The sequence below is a fragment of the Williamsia sp. genome (genome assembly GCF_036566845.1).
GTDB lineage: Bacteria > Actinomycetota > Actinomycetes > Mycobacteriales > Mycobacteriaceae > Williamsia.
In genome coordinates this window covers 1-14,227 of sequence record NZ_DATCVM010000284.1, presented here as the reverse complement: position 1 = coordinate 14,227, position 14,227 = coordinate 1, and the positions used below count along the sequence as shown (strand labels likewise).

At 64.6% G+C, this 14,227-nt stretch carries 13 protein-coding genes and 1 pseudogene; 8 read left to right on the top strand and 6 right to left on the bottom strand.

The genetic code is table 11. The features are described from left to right. Positions 1-880: DUF475 domain-containing protein (locus tag VIQ49_RS28230; protein WP_331890375.1), on the bottom strand; the 880-nt coding region annotated here is incomplete at its 3' end. Positions 881-994: 114 nt separating this feature from the next. Continuing rightward, positions 995-1,570, bottom strand: a complete 576-nt coding sequence (locus VIQ49_RS28225; protein ID WP_331890373.1) for a TerD family protein — start codon at positions 1,568-1,570, stop codon at positions 995-997. Positions 1,571-1,812: 242 nt separating this feature from the next. On the opposite strand from VIQ49_RS28225, the gene VIQ49_RS28220 reads away from it, so the two are divergent. Genes VIQ49_RS28220 through VIQ49_RS28190 form a run of 7 tightly spaced genes read left to right on the top strand, consistent with a single transcriptional unit; the run spans position 1,813 to position 10,615 of the window. Continuing rightward, a complete protein-coding gene (locus VIQ49_RS28220) occupies positions 1,813-3,018 on the top strand; it encodes a hypothetical protein (RefSeq protein WP_331890371.1) in 1,206 nt (401 codons plus the stop codon). Next, positions 3,018-4,277: an HpcH/HpaI aldolase/citrate lyase family protein gene (locus VIQ49_RS28215; protein ID WP_331890369.1), complete on the top strand. Its 1,260-nt coding sequence runs from the start codon at positions 3,018-3,020 to the stop codon at positions 4,275-4,277. Before VIQ49_RS28220 ends, VIQ49_RS28215 begins: the two co-directional genes overlap by 1 nt. Beyond that, positions 4,274-5,569, top strand: a complete 1,296-nt coding sequence (locus VIQ49_RS28210; RefSeq protein ID WP_331890368.1) for a phosphoribosyltransferase family protein — start codon at positions 4,274-4,276, stop codon at positions 5,567-5,569. The genes VIQ49_RS28215 and VIQ49_RS28210 overlap by 4 nt, the downstream gene beginning before the upstream one ends. Then, the gene (locus VIQ49_RS28205; protein ID WP_331890367.1) at positions 5,566-6,699 is read left to right on the top strand and encodes a cysteine protease StiP family protein; all 1,134 of its coding nucleotides are present in this window, start codon (positions 5,566-5,568) and stop codon (positions 6,697-6,699) included. The genes VIQ49_RS28210 and VIQ49_RS28205 overlap by 4 nt, the downstream gene beginning before the upstream one ends. Further along, a complete protein-coding gene (locus VIQ49_RS28200) occupies positions 6,696-7,661 on the top strand; it encodes an HAD family hydrolase (protein WP_331890366.1) in 966 nt (321 codons plus the stop codon). Before VIQ49_RS28205 ends, VIQ49_RS28200 begins: the two co-directional genes overlap by 4 nt. Then, positions 7,661-8,932, top strand: coding sequence for a TerD family protein (locus VIQ49_RS28195; RefSeq protein WP_331890365.1), 1,272 nt, complete (start codon positions 7,661-7,663; stop codon positions 8,930-8,932). Before VIQ49_RS28200 ends, VIQ49_RS28195 begins: the two co-directional genes overlap by 1 nt. A gap of 36 nt (positions 8,933-8,968) precedes the next feature. Continuing rightward, entirely contained in the window at positions 8,969-10,615 is a 1,647-nt protein-coding gene (locus VIQ49_RS28190; RefSeq protein WP_331890364.1) for a TerD family protein, read from the top strand. Positions 10,616-10,644: 29 nt separating this feature from the next. Here VIQ49_RS28190 and VIQ49_RS28185 read toward each other — a convergent pair whose 3' ends face one another. Continuing rightward, positions 10,645-10,995 carry a hypothetical protein gene (locus VIQ49_RS28185; RefSeq protein ID WP_331890362.1) on the bottom strand — a complete coding sequence of 117 codons (351 nt, stop codon included), beginning with the start codon at positions 10,993-10,995 and terminating at the stop codon, positions 10,645-10,647. Positions 10,996-11,141: 146 nt separating this feature from the next. Here VIQ49_RS28185 and VIQ49_RS28180 point away from each other — a divergent pair, with 146 nt between their 5' ends. Next, positions 11,142-11,486 carry an RNA polymerase-binding protein RbpA gene (locus VIQ49_RS28180; protein WP_028463190.1) on the top strand — a complete coding sequence of 115 codons (345 nt, stop codon included), beginning with the start codon at positions 11,142-11,144 and terminating at the stop codon, positions 11,484-11,486. A 101-nt stretch (positions 11,487-11,587) separates the two neighbouring features. Here the strand turns inward: VIQ49_RS28180 and VIQ49_RS28175 are convergent, their stop codons facing one another. The 3 genes and pseudogenes from VIQ49_RS28175 to VIQ49_RS28165 all read right to left on the bottom strand — a co-directional run. Next, a complete protein-coding gene (locus tag VIQ49_RS28175) occupies positions 11,588-12,385 on the bottom strand; it encodes a polyprenol monophosphomannose synthase (protein WP_331890359.1) in 798 nt (265 codons plus the stop codon). Continuing rightward, positions 12,369-13,892, bottom strand: coding sequence for an apolipoprotein N-acyltransferase (gene lnt, locus VIQ49_RS28170; protein ID WP_331890377.1), 1,524 nt, complete (start codon positions 13,890-13,892; stop codon positions 12,369-12,371). The genes VIQ49_RS28175 and lnt overlap by 17 nt, the downstream gene beginning before the upstream one ends. Before the next feature lie 110 nt (positions 13,893-14,002). Continuing rightward, a pseudogene (locus tag VIQ49_RS28165) lies at positions 14,003-14,227 on the bottom strand (amidohydrolase); the annotation flags it as partial.

Here is a 14,227-nt window from a genome sequence, read left to right as displayed (position 1 = left end):
GGACCAGGTAGACCGTGATCGAACGGACGAACATGGCGCCGATGAAGCCGAGGCCCAGGGCGATGATGATCGGATCTGCGGTGATGGCGAACGCACCGATGACACCGTCGAACGAGAATGATGCGTCGAGGACCTCGAGGTACAGGAAGAGGAAGAAGCCGGCTTTGCCGGTCGCCTTCGCCAGGTCGGTGGGACCACCGGACTTCTCGACCTGCTCGTGTTCGGCCGTGAGTTCCTCGGTGTGGAACAACTCGCCGAGACCGTTGACAGCGATGTACGTGATGATGCCCAGGACACCGGCGACCATGACCGTCGCACGCTGGTCGTCGGGTGCCAGGAACTCCGCGATCAGGACGAGGCTGCCGCCGGCGATGACAACGGCGAGCGAATCGAGCTTGCCGATGGTGGCCAGGGGCTTCTCGAGCCAGGTCAACCACTTGATCTCGTTGTCCTCGAGGATGAAATTGAGGAAGAGCATGAACAGGAACATGCCGCCGAATGCCGCGATCTGCGGATGGGCCGCAGTGAGGATCTCTTCGTACGATTCCTGACCCGAACCCTCTTCCGGCACGTTCATGGCCAGATCGAAGGCCTCGACCGGATTCAGGCCGGCCGTGACCCAGACGATGAGTAGCGGGAACAGCAGGCGCATACCGAAAACGGCGATCAGGATGCCGATGGTGAGGAAGATCTTCTGCCAGAATTCACTCATCTTCTCGAGCACGGTCGCGTTGATGACCGCGTTGTCGAAGGACAGTGACACCTCGAGGATTCCGAGGATCAGGCACAGGGTCAGCGCGGTCCAGCTCCCGTAGAGGAACGCCACGAACAGCGACGCAATCGTGACAAGGATCGAGATCCCGAATGTGCGGATGACCACACCTGCTCCTTAGTTGTTGCTCTTACACATCAACAGCACTATCGCGGAACCCCGGAAGGTTCCGCGATAGTGCTGAACTATACGACGTCGAAGATCGACTCTGCCGGACGTCGACTAGACGTTGACACCGTAGTCGCGGGCGATGCCGGCCAGACCGGAGGCGTAGCCCTGGCCGATCGCGCGGAACTTCCACTCGGCACCGTTCCGGTACAGCTCGCCGAACACCATCGCGGTTTCGGTGGAGGCGTCCTCGGAGAGGTCGTAGCGAGCGAGCTCGTTGCCGTTGGAACGGTCGGTGACGCGGATGTACGCGTTGCGGACCTGGCCGAACGACTGCGAGCGGCTGTCCGCGTCGTAGATCGAGACGGGGAAGACCACCGATTCGATGTTCGGCGGTACCGCGGCGAGGTCGACGTTGATGACCTCGTCGTCACCTTCGCCCTCACCGGTGGTGTTGTCGCCGGTGTGCTCGATCGAGCCGTCCGGCGAGCGCAGGTTGTTGAAGAAGATGAAGTGCTGATCAGAGACGACCTTCTTGTCGGCTCCGGCTCCGATGGCGCTGGCATCCAGGTCGAAGTCTGTGCCGGTGGTGGAACGGATGTCCCAGCCGAGTCCGACTGCCACTGCGGTCAGGTTCGGAGCCTCTTTAGTCAAAGAGACGTTGCCACCCTTGCTCAAGCTGACGCCCATGTCAGTACCTTCCTGAGGTTGATTCAAAAGTTGAGTAGAGGCCGACCCGCGTGCCAACTACGGCGGCGAGCCGAGCCTTGCGGTCAACCGTACGTGAATATGGACATCGGTGGCAGCGTCCACCCCGATACCTGCGAAATTCGGTCGATGCATGGACAGATCGAATGACATTCGACGCCGGCGGGCCCGCGCCACCGGCCACCTCTGCCAGCGAATACCCAGGCTCCCAGTAGGATGCGCGTGTGGCCAGGCGCTGGTTTCGACGAGATAGCCGTGACGTCGGTGGCGGGCCCACCGACGCCATCACGCATGCGCGAAACGACATGGTTTCCGGGTTCTTGGAACTCGATCAGCGGCTGTCGATTCTCGCCGATGGCGTGGATGCCGCGGCGGCCCTGGGGCTGTCGGAAGACCTCGTTCGGTCTTTTTCCCCGATCCGGGATGCGTGCTACGAGACCATCAATCAGTATCTCGCGCTGAGCAGTACCGATACCACCGCACCGATCGCGGACTATCAGCGGATATCGAGCCAGATCACCGAGTCGATTCACCGACTGGACCGCTTCTATGAGCTGCACTCGACCCAGATCGAGCACGCCCGGACCGCGTACGGTGCGATTCCCGACGAGGCCGCACGCGTCCGGCGGGAATCGGATCAGCTCGCCGACCAGTTGGGTGCATTGTCGCCGGATCAGTTGGGCTATGGATCGGTCAAAGCAGCTGTGCAGCAGCATGATCAGGTTCGTCTGCAGTTCGAGGCCGCGCAGTTGCATGTCTCACAGGGCGGAGACCGGGCCGAGTTACAGGCACAAACCGCCGCCATGCGCGCCTCCATCAAGAAATTGCAGCAGGCAATCGCGGAAGCACCGAGCAAGATCGGTGAGGCGCGGGCAGCGCTGGCATCTGTGCGAACGCGGCTGGCGGCGGTGCGGAACCGCAATGAACGGATGCCGGAGGCCTATTCCGCGCTCCTTCGGGAGTTCAGCGCGGCGTGTTCGGCGGATCTCATCGGGCACGATCGTCGAAGCGCCCAGGACCTCCTTCGGGCTTCTGCTGAAATCGACACCGCTGCAACGAAACTCGAATCGGACCCGGAGGCGTCCCTGGCGGCGGTCACGCGGGCGCGAAAAGTGCTCGCCGACGCCGAGGAACTCGTCGACGGAGTCACCGATCGATTGAATGAACTTCGCGACGTACGCAGGGACCCTCCGGCGGCCGCCGGTAGAGTGCGCTTTCAGATTCGTGACGCACAATTGCTTGCAGTGAACCTCGGATTGGTCAAACAATGGGGGTCGGTTCTCGACGCGCAGGTGTTGCGCGTGGACCGAGCTGTTGCCGCACTGACCGGGCGGCATCCGGATTACTGGGGTTATCTGGTCGACCTGCGAACCATCTCTGACTTCGTCACCGGGGTCGTGAGCAAAATGAAGGACGAGGCACGGCGCTGATGATCGAACAAGCCATCTCCGGCGGTGAAGGTGGCCGCTATCTGCAGGCAGATGAACAACAGCCGAACATCGGTGAACCATCAAGTGGCACCGTCAGTATTCAACATTTCGCCGCGCTCGACGATGCCGAACGCGAACGCCTGTTCCACCGGTTTCCCGAATCGATCGACGTCGACGCGACGCCGGAGCTGCTGAGTGTGGCGATCGGCGCCACCCTCTACATCCCGGCGATTCGGGACCGTCTGCCAGAGCTGATTCTCCGGCAGGGGCGGAACGGGTCGACCTCGATGGTGATCGACCTCGAAGATGCGATCGCCGACCATCAGGTCTCCGACGCGATGACCAATCTCGTGGCAGCCCTCGATGCCCTCGCAGACCATGGAGCCGGTGCCCCGTTGCTGTTCGTTCGGGTCCGCACGGCCGAACAGATCGACGAACTACTCGGTCGGCTCGGCAGCGGGATCGACGCGCTCGCCGGATTCGTCCTGCCCAAGTTCACCGCCGACAGTGGTGCGGGCTACCTCAACCGGATCGACGGCGCGATCGCCGAATCCGGCCGGATGCTGTACGCCATGCCGATCATCGAGTCCACCTCGGTGTTGCACATCGAGTCCAGAATGTGTGCCCTGGGCGGCATTCGCGATCTGCTTGCACGGCATCGGGAAAAGATCCTCGCCGTCCGGATCGGCGGCACCGACATGTGTGGTGCGCTCGGGATCCGGCGGGACCCCGACCTCACCATCTACGACGTGCAGCCGGTGGCCGAGGTCATCGGCGCGATCGTCAACGTCCTCGGACGGGCCGACGGCACGGGCTTCACCATCACCGGACCGGTGTGGGAGTACTACAACACCCACGACCGGATGTTCCGCCCGCTGCTGCGGCACACCCCATTCGAGCAGATCGACGCGGTTCGTTTCCGCACCCACCTGGTCAGCCGAGACCTCGACGGACTACTGCGAGAGCTGGTACTCGATCATGCAAATGGCCTACAGGGCAAGACCGTCATCCATCCCTCTCACGTGAACGTGGTGCACGCGATGAGCGCGGTCTCGCACGAGGAGTACGTCGACGCCGTCGCGATCCTCGGGGTCGACGATTCCGGCGGTGTCGAACCATCGGTCTACCGAAACAAGATGAATGAGCGTCGCCCCCACCGTAATTGGGCGGTCAAGACCCTCGTTCGAGCGCAGGCGTTCGGTGTCCTACAGCCGGAGATCGGGGTCGTCGACCTCCTGGCATCGGTGGTGGAGCCGTGAGCGGAGCTCGCATGCGGCAGGTCAGCGCGCCGGTGACCTCGTATGCGACATCGGAGTTCGGGCTGCGTGCCGAACATGTCAGTGGTCACCGCGGGTGGCGTGTGGAGGACCTGGTGCAGGCCGGCCTACGCCGAAATCCAAAGCGCGCGCACCTCTGGGTGTCGACGGTCCTGGGTAAACACATCCCGGTTCCGCCGGCAGCGATATTTGCCGCGGCCGGGGATCTCGGTGACCTTGCGACCTCGGCCTTGGCCAAACACGGCGCGTCCGATGCCCTCGTGTTCGGATTCGCCGAGACGGCAACGGGTTTGGGGCACGCAGTGGCCCACCGGATGGGCGCGGGTCACTACTTGCAGTCGACCCGGCGTCACGACTCCCACGTGCCGGTGATCGCGCGGTTCGAAGAAGGTCACTCGCACGCAACCGACCACCTCGTGGTGCCCACCGATCCTCGCAGCCTGCACACCGACCTACCCGTCGTCCTGGTCGACGATGAGATCTCCACCGGTGCCACGGCGCTCGACGCCATCCGATCGATGCAGGGAGTCCACGGGCGGACGCTGTACATCGTTGCCTCCCTGGTGGATATGCGCACCGACCGCGACGTGACCCGATGCCTGGAACGGGCCGCCGAGATGGGCGTGGACATCGAGTTCATCAGCCTCGCGCGGGGCATCACCCACATCCCCGAGGATCTGCCCGCACAGGTGGTTGCGTTGCCGCCCGGACCGCAGCAGAGTCCCGGTGCGCCCGGCCGTCTCGAGCGACTGGAGGTGTCGTGGCCCGAACACGTGCCGGACGGTGGACGGTACGGATTCGATCGCAGCGACTGGGCCGCCTTCGACCGGGCCGTGACGGTGATCGCCACACAGGTGGCCGCGGTGTTGGACCCGGCTCGTCCGGTGATCGTCATCGGACACGAGGAGTTGATGTACTTGCCCCAGCGAATCGCCGGTGAACTGTCGTCGGTTGTCGAAGCGCCCATCCTGAGCCAGACCACCACCCGTTCGCCCGCTCACGTCATCGACCACCAGGGCTACCCATTGCGTCGCGGATACCGCTTCGTGGCGCCCGAAGCCGATGCTGCGCCGGATCGATTCCTGTACAACGCAACCCGCGAACATCCGGGTTCCCAGCTGGTTGTTGTCGTCGACTCTCCCGCCGACACCGCGGCATTGACCGCGCGCGACGGACTGCTCGAAACCCTGCGCGGCGGCGGCGATGATGTTCTCGCGGTGATCGTTCCCGGCACCGACCACCGTGCGCTGCGGGCGACTCGGGGGCAGCGATGAGCACGGTGCCGGTGGCCGGATTCGGCGTTCCGCTGGTGGGTCCGGACTTCGGCAGCTACGCCCCCGACGAGGTGCGGTGGCTACTCAAAGACCTGTCGCACGTGGCGCTGGAGGCCGATGTGGCCTCGCGGGAACAGCGGATACAGGCGGGACTGGCGCACTACGCCGAAACGCTGCCGGTCGAGTTCCAGCCGGATGCCGCGTATCAGGAACTCTTCCACCGGGTGCTCGGTGAGAGTGCCCATCGACTGGCTGTGGCCGTCGGTGCGGTCACCGACCTGGTACTCGCCGAACGCGGCACCGACGTCGTCCTCGCCTCGCTCGCCCGGGCCGGCACGCCCGTCGGCGTCCTGATGAGACGATGGGCACAGCATCGGCACGGTCTGGATCTGCCGCACTACGCGGTGTCGATCGTCCGCGACCGCGGCATCGACGCCAATGCGATGAGATACCTTGCTGCGCACCATGATCCCCGGAATGTCGTATTCGTCGACGGCTGGACCGGCAAAGGTGCGATCACCAAAGAACTCACCGCCGCGCTGGACGAACTCGCGCGCGGCGGGGGTCCCAGGTTCAACCCCGACCTCGCGGTGCTCGCCGATCCGGGGGCCTGTGTGCGAACCTACGGGACCCGTGACGACTTCCTGATCGCCTCGGCCTGCCTGAATTCGACTGTGTCGGGGTTGGTTTCGCGTACCGTCCTCAACGATCAGCTCATCGGTCCGCATGACTTCCACGGCGCGAAATTCTACTCGGAACTGATCGACCAGGATGTCTCGGCAGTACTCCTCGACGCCGTCACCGCTGAATTCGATTCCGCCACAGCAGAGGCCACAGCGCGGTGCGCGGAGATCAAGTCCTCGGACCGGTCTCCGACCTGGTCGGGCTGGCGTTCAGTAGAGTCGATCCGAGAGCAATACGGGATATCGTCGGTGAACTTCGTGAAGCCCGGTGTGGGAGAGACAACCCGGGTCCTGCTTCGTCGGGTGCCCTGGCGGGTTCTGGTTCAAGACGCCGACGATCCCGCGCACGAACACATTCGAGCACTCGCGCTGGCTCGATCTGTGCCCGTCGAAGTTGTCCCGGAGCTGGCATACAGCGCTGTGGGCCTGGTGAAAGAGGTTTCGTGAGCAGTCCCGCGAGAAGTACCGGCCGGGCGTCGCTGACCAAATCACCGGTGTTGGTGACGCTGGACATGGATCGGACCCTGATCTACTCGGCCAACGCGATCACGCAAGGCGCCCCCGATGCCTCTCGTGCGGAGGTCTTGCTGGCAGCAGCCCGATGTGTGGAGATCTACCAGGGAAAGCCGCAGTCCTACATGTCGGATGCCGCGATCGCGTCACTGATGGAACTGGATCGGATCGCTCAGGTGGTACCGACAACGACCAGGACCATCGAGCAGTATCGGCGTATCGAATTGCCGCTGGGTACACCGGAGTTCGCGATCACCAGCAACGGTGGCAACATCCTGGTCCATGGTGAATCGGACGAATCCTGGTCAGTCCACGTCGCGGGCCTGCTCGGGGGTCTGGGCGCCGGCATCGACGATGTTCACCAGCGCCTCGACAGCGATTCCCGCGGCACCGACTGGCTACGCACACTGCGCATCGCCGACGGTCTGTTCTGTTATGTGGTCGTCGAACTCGACCTGTTGCCGCCGGATGTGGTGCCCAGGTGGGCGAGTTGGGCTGCCGAGGTCGGCTGGAATGTGTCCCGGCAGGGCCGAAAGGTCTACGTGATGCCCGATCCCGTCACCAAACACATCGCGGTCGAGGAGGTCCGCCGGCGGATGCCGGTGTGGCCTCGGGTGAGTCTGGCGGCCGGTGACGGTGTGCTGGATCAGCCGATGCTCGTCGGATCTGACGCCGCGATCCGACCAAGACACGGCGAATTGGAAGAACTGGGCTGGCAGCATCCTGACGTGGCGGTCACGACCGGTCGTGGTCTGGCGGCCTCCGAGGAGATGCTGGAGTGGCTGATAGAGCGGACGGGCACAGTAGAGTCCGTCGTTGAACCGGACATTCCGTCCACCGTGCCGACAGGCGCGGACGGGGCGAACATTTCAATACCCAACGAAGGGCTCAGGTGATGACAACAACTCTGGTCAAGGGGCAAAACGGTCCGATCAACGCATCGACGGTCGACATCACAGTCGATCTGGCGGCGGCAGGCGACCTCTCGGCGTTGCTGGTCACCGACAGTCTGAAGGTCCGCACAGACGCCGACTTCGTCTTCTACAACCAGCCTTCGGGGCCGGGCGTCACCCTGCAGACCGGTTCGGGCATCGGCACCCTGTCGATCGTGCTCGGTTCGGTCCCGGCCGATATCGCGGTGGTCCGAGCGGTCATCACCCTCGACAGCGGCACCTTCGGCGCCGTCGCACCCCCGGTGGCACGTGTTCTGTCCGGTGGGCAGCCGCTGTACGAGTACCGCGTCGAGGGCCTGGCCAGCGAGTCGATCGTGATCGCACTGGAGGTCTATCGACGCGGGAGCGACTGGAAGGTCCGCGCCGTCGGTCAGGGTTACGCCGGTGGTTTTGCCGCCCTGGTGACTGATCACGGCGTTTCGGTGGACGATGCACCGGCGCCCACTCCTCCGGCACCCACGCCCCCGGCACCCACGCCGCCCGCACCGCAACAGCCCGCACCGAGTTACTCGCGACCGCCTCAAGCTGCACCGGTCCCGCCGGCAGCACCGGCCGCCGCGTACGCGCCGCCGCAGCAGGCGGCACCCCCCGCGGGCCGACCGGAGGTCAGCCTGCGAAAGGGCCAGCCGGTCAGTTTGAGCAAGGGACAACGGGTTTCGCTGAACAAAGACGGCGGAGTCGCACTCACCAACATCCAGATGGGGCTGGGCTGGGATCCGGTGGTGGTCAAGAAGATGTTCGGCAATCGCAGCGCCGACATCGATCTCGACGCCTCCGTGGTCATGTTCGCCGACACGCAGGCCGCCGACGTTGTCTACTACGGCCAGCTGACGTCGAAGGACGGGTCGATCCGCCACCTCGGTGACAACCTCACCGGTGCCGGCGAGGGCGACGACGAAGTGGTCACCGTCGACCTCACCAGGGTGCCGATGCACGTCAACGCGTTGATCTTCATCGTCACCTCGTACCAGGGTCAGACCTTTGAGCAGGTCGCAAATGCGTTCTGCCGCCTCGTGGACCAGACAACCAACTCTGAATTGGCTCGCTACACGCTTGCCGGCGGCATGCCGTTCACAGGCGTCGTCATGGCAAAGGTGTTCCGCGAGGGTGGCGTCTGGAAGCTCCAGGCCATCGGAGACGGAATCACCGCGCGTCATGCCGGTGAGGCACTGCCTCAGCTGCAACGCTTTTTGTCGAACGACTTCATGAAATAGACCCGCCTTGTCCGGGTTCGGGAGGAACAACACCAGATGAACGAGCTGGTTGCTGGTCAGAACGCTCCGGCAGGCGAACGCAACCTGAAGTTTTCGGTCGCGGCCACGGGCTTCGACGTCGACGTCGTCGGTCTTGTTGTCGACGACCGTCTTCAGGTCCTCGACTCGGACGACGTTGTGTTCTTCAACCAGCCCGCCACGTCCGGTGTCACATTGTCCGGTGGGGAGTTGTCGATCGACCTCGCCACGCTGCGGCCCGGTGCCCGTGTGCTGTGCGCGGTTGGATTCGATGACGTCCCTGCCGAACTCGCCGCGGCCGGGATGCGCGTGGAACTGACCGGCAGCACAGGGGTGTCGGCGTTCGGGCTGATGCTGCGACCGAACCTCGGCGAGACCGCACTGCTGTGTTTCGAGTTGTATCAGCGATCCGGCCAATGGAAGGTGCGCGCGTTGGGCCAGGGCTACCTCGGTGGCCTGGCCCAACTCCTGACGAGCCACGGCGTCGAGGTCGACGGCACTGCGGATGCCGCGGATCCGGTGCCGGAGGTTCGGGCGTCCAGAACTTTGGTGCCCACGGATTCTCAGGATCTCCCGCCCGAGATGATCCGGCTGGGAACGGATTACGGCGCCGCGATCGCCCGAGCGCACGTCATCTTCGAAGACGCTGCCCGCTCAGCGGCGGGTTTTGTCCAATCCGAAAGGTTTGCCCTCGATCGCCTCGATCGGGAACTCGCCGACGCATTGACTGATCCATCGCAGCGAAACTCACCCGAGGCCGCCCGGCAACGCGAGGTCGCGCAGAAGCGATGCGACGATCTGGTGGCGGCGGCGCGGGAGAGGTTCGATTCCGACTCCCGGGTGTTGATGGCCGAGCTCGCCGCACTCGACCCGCAGTTGCCGCCGGCGATGGCGTCATGGCAGTCGCCGGCATGGTCGCGGGCCGGGGGCCACACCGGCAGCGGACTGCGACTGGCAGAACTGTCGGCACCAGAACGCGGCGAGCTGCGGCTCCCCTTCTGCGTTCCGACGCCGGTGGCGCGGCCGCTGTGGGTGCTCGAGTCCGGTCACACGGTGGTCCCCGTGGTCACGTCGCTGACAGTGCGACTCGCCACCGCCGCACGGACATTCGCCGCGGGCGCCGGCGACGGGGTCACCATAGACATCCTGGACCTCACGGGAAAACTCACAGCGCTCACCGAACTCCTGGCGCCGCTACTACTCGCCCCGCCGGTGATCACCCCCGACGCTGTGGCTCCTCGTCTCGACATCCTCGAGTCGGCCATTGATCTGACCTTGATGGCCTTGCAGGCCGGCCCTGACGACGGCGGCAGTCGTGACGAGTTCGGTGTCCGGGTGGTGGTCATCTCGGATCTGCCGTTCGGCTGGGACCACGCCGACCTCGCGAGGCTCCTGCGGATCGTCGATCGTGGAAGCACGCTGGGATGGTCGTTTGTGTTCGCCGGATCGCTCGACGAACACGACGCCGATCCGCTGGTGGCCGCGATCGCTGACAAGACCCTGGTGCTACCGGTGTCGGATCACGCGTTAGCTCACGACCCGTGGGTGGGCCTGGAATGGTCTCTTGCGGCCGATCAACTCGATCCGCAATCAGAGGTGGCCCAGCAGATCGTTGCCAGTCTTCGAAGCGGGCAGTCTCCGTCCAACACCGGCCCGTACAGCTGACCGCAGGACTGTCGCAGGGCGGTGGGTCTCTAACGCCAGCGTTCGGCTTCCTTTGCCAACGCGACGAGTTCGGCGCCGAGTTCTGCGAGCTCTGACCGGTCGGCTTCTTCGCCCACGGCGGTGGCGATGTCCTCGGCAGCACACCGCAGGCGAAAGAGTCGTTCGATCAGATCTTCGGCCTCGCCGGCACTGAGGACCACGGAATCTGCGGGGATGGAAGATCCGGCGACCAGGTTGCGTTGTTCGTAGGCGCGCTGACGACAGGATTGTTTGCAGTACTTGCGGCGACGACCCACGTCGGACTCGACGATTTCGCGTCCACACCAGGCGCAATTGTTGCGTGCTGTGCCGCGCCGAGTCGCTGTGGCCTGGGGTTCCATAAGAATCGAGGTTACTCCGCAGAGTCCAGGAGATCGGAATTCCGAACGGGGACCTTCGGCGTCGGCGGGTGGTGGCGCGGGAATTTAGCAGAACTCCCACAGCCACGCGTAAGATGGCAAGGTAATCCAACGAGAGGATAGTAGTTATGGCAGATCGAGTCCTACGCGGCAGCCGCCTCGGAGCGGTGAGCTACGAGACCGATCGCGATCATGACCTCGCGCCGCGGCGCATGGTGAAGTACCGCACCGACAACGGCGAGATCTTCGACATTCCGTTTTCCGACGAAGCAGAGATCCCGTCGACGTGGCCGTGCAAGAACGGAATGGAAGGCACCATTCTCGAGGGTGTCGTGACCGAGGAGAAGAAGGTCAAGCCACCGCGCACCCACTGGGACATGCTTCTCGAGCGTCGCAGCGAAGAAGAGCTCGAGGTGCTCCTGACCGAGCGGCTCGACCTCCTGAAGGCACGTCGTCGCGGTACCAGCAGCTAGAGGTCTGACAGGTCGGCTCAACGCACACGAGCCACTTAATACAAAGGCGAGCCACATATTTGTGGCTCGCCTTTGTATATGTGGCTCGTGTGCCGTTGGTGCTAGTTCTTCTTCTTGCGCAGCTTGTTGAGGCGGTGGGCCAGACCCCAGCGCGGCACCTTGAACGCAGCCTCGCGGACGATGCTGCCGCTCATCTTCGACTCCCCCAGTTCACGTTCGGTGAACGTGATCGGCACCTCGGCCACGTCGAAACCGGCCCGGATGGTGCGCCAGCCCAGGTCGACCTGGAAGCAGTAGCCGTGTGACTCGATGGCCCCGAGATCCAGCGCCTCGAGCACGTGGCGCCGGTACGCGCGGTAACCGCCGGTGATGTCCTTGATAGACACACCCAGCGCGAGCCGCGAGTAGATGTTGCCGCCGCGCGACAAGATCTCACGACGTCGTGGCCAGTTGACCACGGTGCCACCGGGCACATAGCGAGACCCGATCACCAGATCAGCACCGGCGTTGATCCGGTCGAGCAACCGATGCAGCTCTTCGGGAGCGTGACTGCCGTCGGCATCCATTTCCACCAGGACCGCGTAGTCACGGGCCAGACCCCACTCGAAGCCGTTGATGTACGCGGCGCCGAGACCGTTCTTCACCTTGCGGTGCATGACGTGGATCCGGCCGGCACCATCAGCGGCTGCCAGGTCATCGGCCAGCTCGCCGGTGCCGTCCGGGCTGCTGTCGTCGACGACGAGGATGTGCACCGCAGGCTGGACCGCGTGGACCCGCTTCACGATCAGTGGCAGATTCTCGATCTCGTTGAAGGTGGGAATGATCACCAGGGTTCCCGCCCCGTCCGCCCCCACCACAGGATCGGTAGTCCGTGAGTTGTCCTCAGGCCCCGTCACCATGCTCCTCCTTTGACCATCCCCGTAACCTAATGCCTGGTACCACCAGGAACAAAAACCCGCAGACCGTCAAGAGTACGGCCAGGCGTTCCGGCCATGGTCCTGCCTCGGTGGCGATCGTCTGGTCTGTGTGGAGCGGAATCGACTGCACCAACATCGCCGGTTCGAAGAATCCACTGCGGGCTGTGGTGTGCCCGTCCGGCGCGATGACGGCGCTGACGCCGCTCGTCGCCGCGACAACCACCGCGCGACCGTGCTCGACCGCGCGCAGCTGTGACATCGCGAGCTGTTGGTAGGTCATCTGTGTGCGACCGAATGTGGCGTTGTTGGTCGGTACCGAGAGGAACTCCGCGCCTGACCTGACTGCCTTCCGGGCTGATCGATCGAAGGCGATCTCCCAGCATGTCGAGACACCCACCGTCACCGATTTCCCGGTGTGGGTTTCCACCTCGACAACGCCGGGGCCGGTGCCCGGCCGGAAGTTGCCGGCAGACGCGGCGTACGACGAGAAGTGCGTGAAAAAGCTTCGCCAGGGCAGATATTCACCGAATGGCTGGATGATCTGCTTGTCGTAGCGACCCTGGATCTGCTGTCCGTCCGTCGCTCGCCGACCATCCCACACCAGCACGGTGTTGGTGGGCCGGCCATCGGGATTCTGGACCAGGGTTCCCACCAGGATCGGTGCATCGATCGCCAACGATGCCATCGTGATCTCTTCGGCGGCGTCCTCATTGGCGGTGGGATCGATGTCCGACGCGTTCTCGGGCCAGATCACGAGGTCCGGCCGGGGTTGCTCTCCGGCCCGCACGGCAGCGGCCAGAGCGAGCGTCTCGCGGACGTGATTGTCGAGGACGGCGCGTCGCTGGGCGTTGAAGTCGAGACCGAGCCGCGGGACGTTGCCCTGGATGGCCGCGATGGTGAGCTGGTTGTCCGAATCGTTGCGGGAATCGACCGATGGCCACAGCAGCGCGGCAACAATCGGCGTGAGAAGAGTCATGATCAGAGCCGGGACCAACCGGTTCCACTGGCGAGGTGCGGCGACCGCCCACATCACCACTGCTGCCAGGCCTGCGCCGCTCAATGCGATGGCGAAAGACACCAGCGGCGCACCGCCCAACGAGGCCAGCGAGAGCATCGGGCCACCGATCTGACCGAATGCAGCACGCCCCCAAGGAAATCCGCCGAACGGGAAGGACGAGCGAGCCCACTCGACGGTGACCCACGCCAGCGCGAACCATACGGGCCACGCCGGTAGCCGAACCAGTCGGACCGCAATCAAGCCGAACAGGCCGGTGTAGAGCGCCATCACCACCGCGAGCGCCACCCATGGCAGCGGGCCCACGTACACACCCACCCATGGCAGTAGCGGCAGGAAGAAACCGAGGCCGTAGGCAAAGCCGTAGAGGAAGCCGTCGCGGTATCGGCTGACGTCCTTGAGCGCCAGCGCGAGCACCGCGAAGGACGCGATGCCGAGAAACCAGAGGTTGCGGGGCGGGAACGCCGCCCACATCAGCAGACCACCGACGGCGGCCGCCCCCGTCCGCAGTACAAGGGGCGTCCGTACGAAGGAACCGATTCGGGCCGAGATCGCCGACGCGCGCGAGTCGGCCGTGTCCGTGGTCACGCGGCGGCCCGTCCATAGATCGTCCGTCCGGCGCGGACCGTCCGCACGCACTCGGGGAGTTTGCGGCCGGGGTTCAGGTTCGGCAGCGCCGGGACGCGCGATCGTGGATCGGTGGACCACCGGGCGACCTTGGGGTCGGCGGAACCCGCGACGAGCAGTTCCTCGACTTCCCACACCGCGTAGTCGGCGGGGGCGCCCGGAACCAGCGTTCCGGCGACACC

Bases quoted from the DNA above. Each gene is read 5' to 3' on its own strand.
- VIQ49_RS28175 (WP_331890359.1), bottom strand. From the start codon at position 12,385: ATGGTGACGGGGCCTGAGGACAACTCACGGACTACCGATCCTGTGGTG.
- VIQ49_RS28185 (WP_331890362.1), bottom strand. From the start codon at position 10,995: ATGGAACCCCAGGCCACAGCGACTCGGCGCGGCACAGCACGCAACAAT.
- VIQ49_RS28225 (WP_331890373.1), bottom strand. From the start codon at position 1,570: ATGGGCGTCAGCTTGAGCAAGGGTGGCAACGTCTCTTTGACTAAAGAG.
- VIQ49_RS28190 (WP_331890364.1), top strand. From the start codon at position 8,969: ATGAACGAGCTGGTTGCTGGTCAGAACGCTCCGGCAGGCGAACGCAAC.
- lnt (WP_331890377.1), bottom strand. From the start codon at position 13,892: ATGTGGGCGGCGTTCCCGCCCCGCAACCTCTGGTTTCTCGGCATCGCG.
- VIQ49_RS28180 (WP_028463190.1), top strand. From the start codon at position 11,142: ATGGCAGATCGAGTCCTACGCGGCAGCCGCCTCGGAGCGGTGAGCTAC.
- VIQ49_RS28195 (WP_331890365.1), top strand. From the start codon at position 7,661: ATGACAACAACTCTGGTCAAGGGGCAAAACGGTCCGATCAACGCATCG.
- VIQ49_RS28215 (WP_331890369.1), top strand. From the start codon at position 3,018: ATGATCGAACAAGCCATCTCCGGCGGTGAAGGTGGCCGCTATCTGCAG.
- VIQ49_RS28205 (WP_331890367.1), top strand. From the start codon at position 5,566: ATGAGCACGGTGCCGGTGGCCGGATTCGGCGTTCCGCTGGTGGGTCCG.